The following is an 11,829-nucleotide window of genomic DNA, read 5'->3' as shown; positions in this document are numbered from 1 at the left end:
GGGTGCGAGGGAAGGAGACCGACCTATGGAAAGCAAGAGCACATTCAGCAGGCGCCAGTTCGTCGAGCTGCTCGGCGTGTCTGCTGCAGGCTTCGGCCTGGTCAGCATGGCGGGCTGCAGTGGCGGCGGCGACACGAGCACGCCGGCCGCAACCGGCGGCGACACGGCGGGCGGCGGCGCGGCCGATGCCATCACGTACAGCCTGACCGCCGATCCGCGCGCGCTCGACCCGGCGTACTTCGACGACGGCGAGTCCGCGGTCGTCGCCTGCAACATCTACGAAGGCCTGTACCAGTACGGCGCGAAGGACGCGAAGGTCGCCCCGTGCCTGGCCACCGACCTGCCCGAGATCTCCGACGACGGCCTGGTGTACACCATCAAGCTGCGCGAGGGCATCAAGTTCCACGACGGCGCCGAGTTCAACGCCGAGGCCGTGAAGAAGTCCATCGAGCGCCAGCTCGAGCCCAACCGCAACTCCGACATGCCCTACGCGTCGTTCGTGTTCGGCGAGAAGGAAGCGGGCAACGGCGTGGAGAGCGTCGAGGCCGTCGATCCGACCACCGTCAAGATCACCATGCGCGCGGCATCCGCCCCGTTCGTGAAGAACCTGGCCATGGCGCTGGCGTCCCCCATCGTCTCGCCCACGGCCGCCGATGCGGCGACCCCCGGCCAGCCCATCGACAAGCCCAGCGGCACCGGCCCCTTCAAGTACGTCGACTGGACGAAGGGCGCCTCGGTCACGCTCGTCGCCAACGACGAGTACTGGGGCGACGCTCCCAAGGTCAAGAACCTCGTGTTCAAGATCATCGCCGAGGGCAACACGCGCCTGACCTCGCTCATGAACGGCGAGTGCGACATCATCTCGAGCGTCGACCCCTCGTCGGCCGACCAGGTGACCAGCAACGGCTTCGAGCTGTTCTCCGAAGACGGCATGACCATCAACTACATGGCGTTCAACACCGAGACCGGCCAGTGCACCGACCAAGAAGTGCGCAAGGCCGTCGCCCAGGCCATCAACGTCGAGGAAATGGTGCAGGCCATCTTCGGCGACTACGCCACCGTGGCGAACTCGGTCATGCCCACCTGGATGGCGCCCTACACCAAGGACGTCAAGCAGACGGCGTACGACCCCGAGGCCGCCAAGAAGACGCTGCAGGAAAAGGGCATCACCTCGCTGCAGTGCATCACCTACACCACCGCGCGCCCCTACAACCAGAAGGGCGGCAGCCAGCTGGCCAACATGATCCAGGGCTACCTGTCCGAGGTGGGCGTGGACGTGAGCATCACCGAGTACGACTGGACCACCTACAAGACCAAGGTGCAGACCGATCCCTACGACATCTGCTTCTATGGCTGGACGGGCGACAACGGCGACCCGGACAACTTCATGAACCTCCTGGCCGACACGAACTGGTCCATGAACGTGGCCCACTTCCAGGACGAGGAGTACAAGAAGCTCATCGCCGAGGGTCTGACCACGCCTGATGGCGACGAGCGCGACGCCATCTACCTCAAGTGCGAGGAAATGGTCGCCGAGAAGCAGCCGTGGGTGCTCATCTCCCACTCCAAGAACCTGCTCGGCATCAACCCGAAGGTCAAGGACTTCTACTACCATCCGACGGGCGTCGCCTTCTTCAAGGGCGTGTCCAAGGAGGCGTAAGGCTCCCACCGGGTTCGGACGGGGCCGTTCATCTCGAACGGCCCCGTTTTTTGGTTCCATTACCGTTTGGCGTTGCATTCTTGCCGCTAAACGATAGCAAGTGCGCTACACTGTCATGCGATCTTTTTCGATCCGATGACTGCGCGCAGAGACGAGTTTTGGCGCGCGCTCGAAGCCGAAGGCATCGCCTCCGGCTTCATTCCTGTTCAAGCGGTAAAGACGGCCTCTTGGACGGGTCCAGCTAAGAAAGGAGCAGCAGTTGCTCAAATACATCCTCAAACGAATCCTCATGGTGATTCCCGTTTTGCTGGGTGTGACCGTCATCATCTTCCTCATCACCCGCGTGTTGGCCCCGGACCCGGCTCCGGTGGTTCTGGGCGAGCACGCAACGGCCGAGGCGATGGTGCAATGGCGCGCCGACAACGGGTTGGACAATCCCATCTGGCTTCAGTACGTCAACTTCATCGTCGGCGCCGTCCAGGGCAACCTGGGCACCTCGTACTACACCCACCAGCCGGTCACGGCCGAGATCGCGGCGCGCTTCCCCGCCACCGCCGAGCTTGCCATCTGTGCCATCATCGTGGCGTCCATCGTGGGCGTGGCGTTGGGCGTGCTGGCCGCCGTCAAGAAGAACAAGGCTGCGGACAACATAAGCATGTTCGTCGCGCTCATCGGCGTGTCGATGCCGATCTTTTGGTCGGGCATCCTGCTCATCCTGCTGTTCTCGGGCATCCTGCACTGGCTGCCGTCGAGCGGCCGGATATCGCCTCTGCTCCAACCGTCGGGAGGAACCGGATTCTTCATCATCGACACCATCGTGCAGGGTAACTGGGTGGCGCTCGGCGACGTGCTCGTCCACCTCATCCTTCCCACGTTGGCGCTGTCGCTGTACTCGATGGCCATCATCACGCGCATGACGCGCTCGAGCATGCTCGAGACGCTCAACGCCGACTACATCCGCACCGCGCGCGCCAAGGGCCTGTCCAAGGGCTCCGTGAACATCAAGCACGCGCTGCGCAACGCCATGCTGCCCGTGTCCACGGTCATCGGCCTGCAGTTCGGCAGCCTCCTGGGCGGCGCGCTGCTCACCGAGACGGTGTTCGCGTGGCCGGGCATCGGCAAGTTCGCCGTCGACTGCGTGCTGAAGAGCGACTTCCCCGTCGTCCAGGGCATCGTGCTGTTGGTGGCGGTCATCTTCGTCATCATGAACCTCGTCGTCGACATCGTCTACGCCTACCTTGACCCCCGCATCAAGTACGGCGCGAAGGAAGAGGGGTGATCCGCATGGCGAAGAACAAAGCGCTCGCTACCGAGCCGGCCGGCGAGGCAACCCTGCTGAACGGCCAGCCGGCCAAGGAGAAGCACGAGAGCATCTGGAAGGACGTGTTCGCGGGCATCGTGTCCAACAAGGCATCGCTCGTCAGCGGCATCTTCATCCTCATCCTCGCCACCATCGCCATCGTGACGAAGGTGGCGCCCGGCATCCTGCCCTACGACCCGTACGCGCAGAACCTCAGCGAATCGCTGCTCGCCCCGTCGGCGCAGCACTGGTTCGGCACCGACATCCAGGGCCGCGACATCTTCTGCCGCGTGCTCGTGGGCACCCAGATCACGCTGACCGTGGGCTTGGCCGCCGTGGCCATCTCGCTCACCGTGGGCGTGATCCTCGGCTCCATCGCCGGCTACAAGGGCGGCAAGTGGGACACTGTCATCATGCGCGTCATGGACATGATGCTGGCCATCCCCTCCATCCTGCTGGCCATCGCCATCATGGCGGCGCTCGGGCCCGGCATCGAGAAGGCCGTCGTGGCCATCGGCCTCGTGGCCATCCCCGAGTACGCGCGCATCGTACGCTCGGAGATCCTCTCCATCAAGGAGAACGACTACGTGGCCGCCGCGCGCGTCATCGGCGACTCGAACTTCAAGATCGTGTTCAAGCACGTGCTTCCCAACGTGCTGCCGTCCATCATCGTCCGCGCGACGCTCGGCATCTCCACGGCCATCCTCGACGCGGCCGCCCTCGGCTTCTTGGGCCTCGGCGTCCAGCCGCCTGCCGCCGAGTGGGGCGACATGCTCGGCCGCGGCCGCAACGAGCTGTTCCGCGCCCCGTGGCTCATGATCTTCCCCGGCCTGGCCATCACGCTGACCGTGCTCGCGTTCAACCTGCTGGGTGACGGCGTGCGCGACGGTCTCGACCCCAAAGCAAGGAAGAGGTGATCCCGTGCTTCTTTCGGTGAAGAACCTCTCCACGGAGTTCCCCGTCAAGAAGGGCATCGTCCGCGCCGTCGAAGACGTGAGCTTCGACGTGGACGCAGGCGAGATCCTGGCCATCGTGGGCGAGTCGGGTTCCGGCAAGTCCGTCACCAGCCTGTCGGTGATGGGCCTCCTGGCCGAACCGGGCCACGTGGCCGGCGGCTCCATGGAGTTCGAGGGCAAGGACCTCGCCACCCTGTCCGAGAAGCAGTACCGCGAGCTGCGCGGCAACGACATGGCGATGATCTTCCAGGAGCCCATGACGTCGCTCAACCCGGTGTATAGGGTGGGCAACCAGATCGTCGAGGCCATCCGCACCCACGAGAAGGTGTCGAAGGCCGAGGCGAAGGCCCGCGCCGTCGATCTGCTGCGCAAGGTGGGCATCCCCAGCCCCGAGGCACGCATCAACGACTACCCGCACCAGATGTCGGGCGGCATGCGCCAGCGCGTGATGATCGCCATGGCGCTGGCCTGCAACCCGAAGCTGCTCATCGCCGACGAGCCCACCACGGCCCTCGACGTGACCATCCAGGCGCAGATCCTCGATCTGCTGCGCCGCCTGCGCGACGACACCGGCATGGCCGTGCTGCTGATCACGCACGACCTGGGCGTGGTGTCCGAGACGGCCGACCGCGTGGTGGTCATGTACTGCGGCCAGGTGGTGGAGGAGGCCGAGGTGCGCACGCTGTTCGATCATCCGATGCACCCCTACACCTTGGGCCTGCTGAAGTCCATCCCCCGCCTGGAGGACGACGACACGAAGCGCCTGTACATGATCAAGGGCATGGTGCCGAACCCGTTGGAGATGCCGCCGGGCTGCCACTTCTCGGACCGCTGCGATTCCTGTATGGACATCTGCCGCACGAAGGTGCCGGACCTGGTGGACCTCGACGGCCACAAGGTGCGCTGCTTCCTGTACGAGAACGCCGACGGCGACGCCCTGAGCGCCGCAGCCATCGCTCAGGGCGAGGCTGAGGCGCTGGCCGACGTCGAGGCGGCACGCGAGATGGAAACCGCCGAGGCGCTGCTGGCGGCCGAGGAGCTGCGCGAGGCGGAGCTCGAGGAGCAGGCGACAGAAGAGGAGGCGAACCGATGAGCGAGAACACCGCGAGCAACGCGGGAGCGTCCGCGCAAGCGGACGCTCCCGAGCAGGATATCCTGCTCGACGTCCAGCACCTCACGAAGCGCTTCGCCGCCGACACGAACTTCTTCGGGAAGGCGACTTCCTACGTGCAGGCCGTGGACGACGTGAGCTTCCAGATCCGCAGGGGCGAGGCGTTCGGCCTCGTCGGCGAGTCGGGCTGCGGCAAGACCACCGTGGGCAAGATGCTCGTGAACCTTTTGAGGCCCACGTCCGGCAAGATCTTCTTCGACGGCAAAGAGCTGACGGCCATGAAAGCGGCCGAGCGCAAGCAGTACTGCAAGGACATCCAGCTGATCTTCCAGGATCCCTACGCGTCGCTCAACCCGCGCATGCGCATCGGCGACATCATCGCCGAGCCCATCATCACGAACAACATCCTGCCGAAGGACCAGGTCGAGGATCGCGTGAACGAGCTGCTGGAACGCGTGGGCCTGGCGAACTACATGCGCAACCGCTACCCCCACGAGTTCTCGGGCGGCCAGCGCCAGCGCGTGGGCATCGCGCGCGCCCTGGCCGTGAACCCGAAGCTCATCGTGTGCGACGAGCCGGTTTCCGCCTTGGACGTGTCGATCCAGGCGCAGGTGCTGAACCTGCTGGACGAGCTCAAGGAGCAGTTCGGCCTGACGTACCTGTTCATCGCGCACGGCCTGAACGTGGTGAAGCACGTGTCCGACCGCGTGGGCGTCATGTACCTGGGCAAGATGATGGAGATCGCCCCGAAGAAGGCGCTGTACGCCGACCCGCTGTCGCCGTACACGCAGGCGCTGCTGTCGGCCATCCCGTCGGTCGACCCCGCCGCCAAGAAGGACCGCATCATCCTCGAGGGCGACGTGCCCTCGCCCATCGACCCGCCGCCGGGCTGCCGCTTCGCCAGCCGCTGCTTCGCGAAGGTGGACGGGTGCGACGAGATCATGCCCGACCTCGTGGAGGTCAAGCCCGACCATTGCGTGGCCTGCCACCGCTACGACGAAGGCGGCCCCGGAACGGCTGTCGTCTAGAAGCACCTCAGCTGACAGCACCATAGCTTCTGCAACGAGCGAAGGCCCCCGTCGAGGGGCCTTCGCTCGTCGAGGCCGTCTTCGCCGCGCGCGAGCAACTTCGGCGGACGTCCTCGCCGCGTGCGCGTCCGCTGCTGCATCTTTGGCACAAATCGCACGATATGAACGATTTTAGAGCGCGTCGGAAATTCACGACCTGGGCTTTCTCCAAAAAGCAGACGAACAGGGGGCTCAAAATCGTTCATATCGTGCGATTTGTGCCATCGACGGATGCTCGGAAGCGAGGGGAATAGCAGGAGGTGGAATAGCGCGCGGAAGGGTGCGCCGAGAGCGAGGCGGCGAGCGGGAACGGCGAGGCAACGGTAGTTTGCGGATGAGGTGATGCGGCCCGCGCACGGGCGTGCGGGCGGCGGCGTTGTGAGACAATGGGGGAAAGCATAAGCGACCTGCACATACGAAAGGCGTGAATCACATGGATCTGACCCCCGGTTCCCAGCTGCACGGGTTCACCGTGCGCACGCGCGAAGATCTGCCCGAGATCGACGGCACGGCCTACGTGCTCGACCACGACAAGAGCGGCGCGCAGCTGCTGTACCTGCAAAACGACGACAGCAACAAGGCGTTCTCCATCGCGTTCAAGACGCCGCCCGCCGACGACACGGGCGTGTTCCACATCCTCGAGCACTCGGTGCTGTGCGGCTCGGACAAGTTCCCCGTCAAGGAGCCGTTCGTCGATCTGCTGAAAAGCTCGATGCAGACGTTCCTGAACGCCATGACGTTCCCCGACAAGACCATGTACCCCGTTGCCAGCACGAACGACCAGGACCTGCTCAACCTCACCGACGTGTACCTCGACGCGGTGCTGCATCCGGCCATCTACAAGAAGCGCGCCATCTTCGAGCAGGAGGGCTGGCACTACGAGCTTGCCGGCGACGTGGAGGCCGAAGCGGGCGACTCCGTGGTCGGCGACGCCGTGGCCGCAACCGAGGCGGCGGACGGATCGGCGCGCCTCGTGCTGAACGGCGTGGTGTACAACGAGATGAAGGGCGCGCTGTCCGACCCGAACTCGGTGCTGTACGACGAGCTGCAGGCGGCGCTCTTCCCCGACACGGCCTACCGCTTCGAGTCGGGCGGCACCCCGCGCGCCATCCCCGACCTCACCTACGAGCAGTTCCTCGAAGAGCACCGCCGCCACTACCGCCTGGACAACAGCTACCTCACGCTGTACGGCGACCTCGACCTGGACGCCATGCTGGCCTTCCTCGACGATCGCTACCTGTCCCCCGTCGCCGACGAGCAGGCGGCCGCGGCAGGCATCGGCGCGGAGGGCGCGCCGATCGGCCCCCACGAGCTGCGCGAGCAGGCGCCCGTGCGCGCGCTCGGCGTGAAGAGGAACATGGCGACCGCGCCCGAGAACGCGTGCGCGGGGCTGGGCTACGTCATCGGCAACGCCCGCGAGCGCACGCGCATGGTGGCCGTGGACATCCTCATCGACGCCATCGCGGGCTCGAACGAGGCGCCGCTCAAGCGCGCCCTGCTCGATGCGGGGCTGGCGGCCGACGCGCTGGCGTTCTTCGCCGACTCGTTGCTGCAGCCCTTCGCCGTCATCCAGCTGCGCGGGCTCGAGGAAGGCGGCGCCGAGCGCTTCCGCGCGCAGGTGGAGGAAACGCTGCGCGGCTTGGCCGACGGCGGGCTCGACCGCACGCTCGTGGAGGCCTCGCTGTCGCGCGCCGAGTTCGTCATGCGCGAGCGCGACTTCGGTATGGCCGACGGGGTGGCGCTGTCCATGAGCGCGCTTGCCGGCTGGCTCTACGATGACGGAGAGGCCACATCCTACCTCAAGTACGAGGACGACTTCGCGTTTCTGCGCAAGGCGCTCGACGAGGGCTACTTCGAGCAGCTCATCCGCGAGGTTTTCCTGGACAACGACCATATGGCCGAAGTCGAGATCGTCCCGGTGGACGGCGACGAGGACGCCTACGAGGAAGCGCGCCTCGCCGCCGCCGAGGCCGCCATGGAACCGGAGGACTTCGTGCGCGTGGCCGACGAGGAGGCGGCGCTGCGCCGCCTGCAGGAGGAGCCCGACGCGCCCGAGGCGCTGGCCACGCTGCCGCGCCTGTCGGTGTCCGACATCGGGGAAGCTCCCGTGGAGCCCGCGTACGGCCTCGTGGACGGCGCGGACGTCCCTACGCTGCGCCACGACGTTCCCACGCGCGGCATCGCCTACGCCTACCGCTACTTCGACCTCGACAGCGTGGCGTTCGACGAGCTGCCCTACGTGGCCGTGCTGGGGCTCGTGCTGGGCAAACTGGGAACCGCGCGCCACACGGCCTCCGAGCTGGACACCCTCATCAACGGCAAGCTGGGCAACCTCTCGTTCTTCGCCGAGATCTACGAGGACGAGACCGACCCCTCCGCGCTCGCGCCGAAGTTCGTCGTGAGCTCGAGCGCGCTGACCGAGAACGTGCAGGAGCTGGCGGAGCTGCCGCGCGAGATCATGCTGGAGACGGACTTCTCCGACACGGGCAAGATCAAAGACGTGCTGCAGCAGCGCCGCATCGGCATGGAGCAGGGCTTCGCGAACGCGGGCCATGCCAGCGCCATGGCGCATCTGGCCTCGTACTACCTGCCCGCCGGCGTGGTGCGCGAGCAGCTGGGCGGCGTCGGGTTCTACCGCTTCCTCAAAGAGCTGCTGGCCTCGTTCGACGAGCGCGCCGAAGACGTTTCCGCGCGCCTCGCCGACCTCGCCTCGCGCCTGTTCGCAGACAACGCCATGGTGCTGAGCTTCACCGGCTCCGACGACGACTACGCGCGCTTCGCGGCCGCGGGCGCGACGCTCGGCCGCAACCGCGAGGGCGGCGCGCGCCTCATCGCGCCCGACCCCGTCGTGCTCAACGAGGCGTTCATCGTGCCCACCGACGTGTGCTACGCAGCGCAGGGCTTCGACCGCCGCGCCTTCGACGCGGGCTACACGGGCGCCTGGCAGGTGGCGGCGCGCGCGCTGTCCTACGACTACCTGTGGAACGAGGTGCGCGTGAAGGGCGGCGCGTACGGCGCGGGCTTCCAGGCGGCGCGCACCGGCAACCTGCGCTTCTACTCCTACCGCGACCCGCACCTCGACGACACGCTGGCCCGCTTCGCCGGGGCGTCGGCGTGGCTCGCCGCGTTCGACCCCGCCGCCGACGCGATGGAGGGCTACGTGGTGAGCACCGTGGCCGGATTCGACACGCCGCTCAAGGCGCGCGCCCTGGTGCGGCGCCAGGACGGCGACTTCTTCGGGGGGCGCACGCCCGAGAGCCGCCTGCAGACGCGCGCCCAGATGATCGACGCGGACGCGCCTGCGCTGCGCGCGCTCGCCGAGCCCATCGCCAAAGCCGTCGCGCTGAACGCCGTGTGCGTGTTCGGCAACCGCGACATCATCGAATCCTCCGACGCCGGCCTCACCGTGGTGGACCTGCTGAACGAATAAGCCCGACGCTTCCCGTCGATGCCGCGGCCCCGAGCGCTCCTGCGCCGGGGCCGCGGCGCGTTCGGGGCCGTGCATGCGCTCGCCCTCCCCTCCAGACGGATCGCGCTGTTTCACGTGAAACATTCGTTCGCCCCCTTTTCGCCGCGGATCGGGGCGGGATCGGGACGAAAGCGCACTTTCGGGACGCATCCGCGCACGGTTGAGCTAGAATAAGCGGTTGGAACCGAGTGCGTGCTCGGAGGGTGGAACCGGGGGACGCCCCAGCCGTTGACGGCCGAGGCGGACGCGCCTCCCGCCGAGCGCGCGGCCGCGCTTGACTGAGCGCCGCACTAATGATAGTTATATAGTATCAATTAGACGAGAAGAGACGGAGAAGGCGCATCATGCTGGAACTGAAGAACCTCACCTTCGAGGTGCCGCTCGCGGACGGATCGAAGGACACGAAGCGCATCATCGACGATTTGTCCCTCACCATCCCCGACGGACGCTTCACGGTCATCACGGGCCCCAACGGCGGCGGCAAGTCGACCCTGGCCAAGCTCATCATGGGCGTCGAGCGCGCGACGAGCGGCCAGATCCTGTTCGACGGCGAGGACATCACCGGCCTTTCCATTTCCGAGCGCGCCAAGAAGGGCATCGGCTACGGCTTCCAGCAGCCCGCGCGCTTCAAAGGCATGAAGGTGAAGAAGCTGCTCGACATCGCGGCCGGCAAGAAGCTGCCGATGCTCGCCTGCAACGAGTACCTGGCCAAGGTGGGCCTGTGCTCGGCGAGCTACCTCACGCGCGAGGTGGACAAGAACCTGTCCGGCGGCGAGGTGAAGCGCATCGAGATCGCCACGATCCTCGCGCGCGACCCGAAGCTGGCCATCTACGACGAGCCCGAGGCCGGCATCGACCTGTGGAGCTTCGACCGCCTCACCGAGACGTTCCGCGACATCCACGAGGCGCGCGACGGCCGCTCCATCGTGATCATCTCGCACCAGGAGCGCATCATCCAGCTGGCCGACGAGATCGTGCTTTTGCGCGACGGCAAGGTTGCCGAGACGGGCACGCCCGACGAGCTCATGCCGAAGCTGGGCTTCGTGGCGAAGGGCATCCCCGGCTGCCAGCTGAGCACCCCCACCGAGCTGCACATCACCGAGATCCCCACCACCTGCTAACCCCGAGGCCGCACCGCGCCCGCCGCGCCGGATGTTTCACGTGAAACATCCGTTCGCATGCAACCGAGGAGCGCGATGCGACGACGACCCCATGAAGGAGATTGACCATGGCAGTTGATTTGTCCCCCATCGACGAGAGCCTGCTCGCCGAGATCGCGAACATACACGGCATGCCGAAAGGCGCGTTCAACATCCGCAAGGACGGGCAGCTCGTCGAGCGCCATTCGTCGGCGAACATCGAGATCGCCACGAAGACGGACAACCCCGGCATCGACATCCGCATCAAGGCCGGCACGAAGGGCGAGACGGTGTACATCCCCGTCATCGTGACGCAAGCGGGCCTCAAGGACGTCGTGTACAACACGTTCTACATCGAAGACGACTGCGACGTGACCATCATCGCCGGCTGCGGCATCCACAACGAGAGCCACCAGGCCTCCGAGCACGACGGCATCCACACGTTCTACTGCGGCAAGAACAGCCACGTGAAGTACGTGGAGAAGCACTACGGCGAGGGCACGGGCACCGGCGAGCGCATCCTCAACCCCGTGACGAACGTGGTGATGGAGGAGAACGCGAGCTGCGAGATGGAGCTCACGCAGCTGCGCGGCGTGTCGTCCACCGTGCGCGACACGAACGCCGAGCTGGGCGCGGGCGCGAAGCTCGTGCTGACCGAGAAGCTGCTGACGCACGACGACCAGGTGGCCACCTCGAACATGAAGGTGGAGCTCAAGGGCGACGACTCCAGCGTGCAGGTGATCTCGCGCTCGGTGGCGCAGGACAACTCCAAGCAGATCTTCAACCCGCTGGTAATCGGCGAGGCGCAGTGCCGCGGGCACGTGCAGTGCGACGCCATCATCATGGGCAAGGCGAAGGTGACCGCCATCCCCGGCATCGAGGCGGCCAGCGAAGACGCGCTTCTGGTGCACGAGGCCGCCATCGGCAAGATCGCCGGCGACCAGATCACGAAGCTCATGACGCTGGGACTGACCGAGGAGGAAGCCGAGCAGGAGATCCTCGAGGACTTCCTGAACTAGCGCCGGTTCGGTACGAGCGAGATGAGAGAAAGGGCCGCGAGGCCCTTTCTCTTTGGGCGGGCGCCGGGCATGCGACGGCCGTTTCGCGTCCCGTACGGGCTCGCCGGG

8 protein-coding genes are annotated in these 11,829 nt (G+C 66.3%); all 8 read left to right on the top strand.

Features of this window, described 5'->3' with window-relative positions:
• The first annotated feature begins 25 nt into the window (after positions 1-25).
• The 8 genes from C1A15_RS08245 (at position 26) to C1A15_RS08210 (ending at position 11,721) form a co-directional block, all read left to right on the top strand.
• Positions 26-1,660 (top strand): ABC transporter substrate-binding protein, encoded by a 1,635-nt coding sequence (locus C1A15_RS08245; protein ID WP_101722115.1) that lies wholly within the window; start codon positions 26-28, stop codon positions 1,658-1,660.
• Between the two features lie 259 nt (positions 1,661-1,919).
• Positions 1,920-2,939, top strand: a complete 1,020-nt coding sequence (locus C1A15_RS08240; protein WP_101722114.1) for an ABC transporter permease — start codon at positions 1,920-1,922, stop codon at positions 2,937-2,939.
• A gap of 5 nt (positions 2,940-2,944) precedes the next feature.
• A complete protein-coding gene (nikC, locus tag C1A15_RS08235) occupies positions 2,945-3,877 on the top strand; it encodes a nickel transporter permease (RefSeq protein WP_180953039.1) in 933 nt (310 codons plus the stop codon).
• 4 nt (positions 3,878-3,881) lie between these two features.
• Positions 3,882-5,009 carry an ABC transporter ATP-binding protein gene (locus C1A15_RS08230; RefSeq protein WP_101722112.1) on the top strand — a complete coding sequence of 376 codons (1,128 nt, stop codon included), beginning with the start codon at positions 3,882-3,884 and terminating at the stop codon, positions 5,007-5,009.
• Positions 5,006-6,055: an ABC transporter ATP-binding protein gene (locus tag C1A15_RS08225; RefSeq protein WP_101722111.1), complete on the top strand. Its 1,050-nt coding sequence runs from the start codon at positions 5,006-5,008 to the stop codon at positions 6,053-6,055. The genes C1A15_RS08230 and C1A15_RS08225 overlap by 4 nt, the downstream gene beginning before the upstream one ends.
• A 472-nt stretch (positions 6,056-6,527) precedes the next feature.
• Positions 6,528-9,524 carry an insulinase family protein gene (locus C1A15_RS08220; RefSeq protein ID WP_101722110.1) on the top strand — a complete coding sequence of 999 codons (2,997 nt, stop codon included), beginning with the start codon at positions 6,528-6,530 and terminating at the stop codon, positions 9,522-9,524.
• Positions 9,525-9,907: 383 nt separating this feature from the next.
• Positions 9,908-10,684, top strand: a complete 777-nt coding sequence (locus C1A15_RS08215) for an ABC transporter ATP-binding protein (protein ID WP_101722109.1) — start codon at positions 9,908-9,910, stop codon at positions 10,682-10,684.
• A 107-nt stretch (positions 10,685-10,791) separates the two neighbouring features.
• On the top strand, positions 10,792-11,721 hold the full coding sequence (locus C1A15_RS08210; protein WP_101722108.1) for a SufB/SufD family protein: 930 nt from the start codon (positions 10,792-10,794) through the stop codon (positions 11,719-11,721).
• Positions 11,722-11,829: the final 108 nt, after the last annotated feature.

Source organism: Eggerthella timonensis (assembly GCF_900184265.1).
Lineage (GTDB): Bacteria > Actinomycetota > Coriobacteriia > Coriobacteriales > Eggerthellaceae > Eggerthella > Eggerthella timonensis.
The sequence above is the reverse complement of the archived record's forward strand: the minus strand, read 5'-3'. Positions and strand labels throughout refer to the sequence as shown.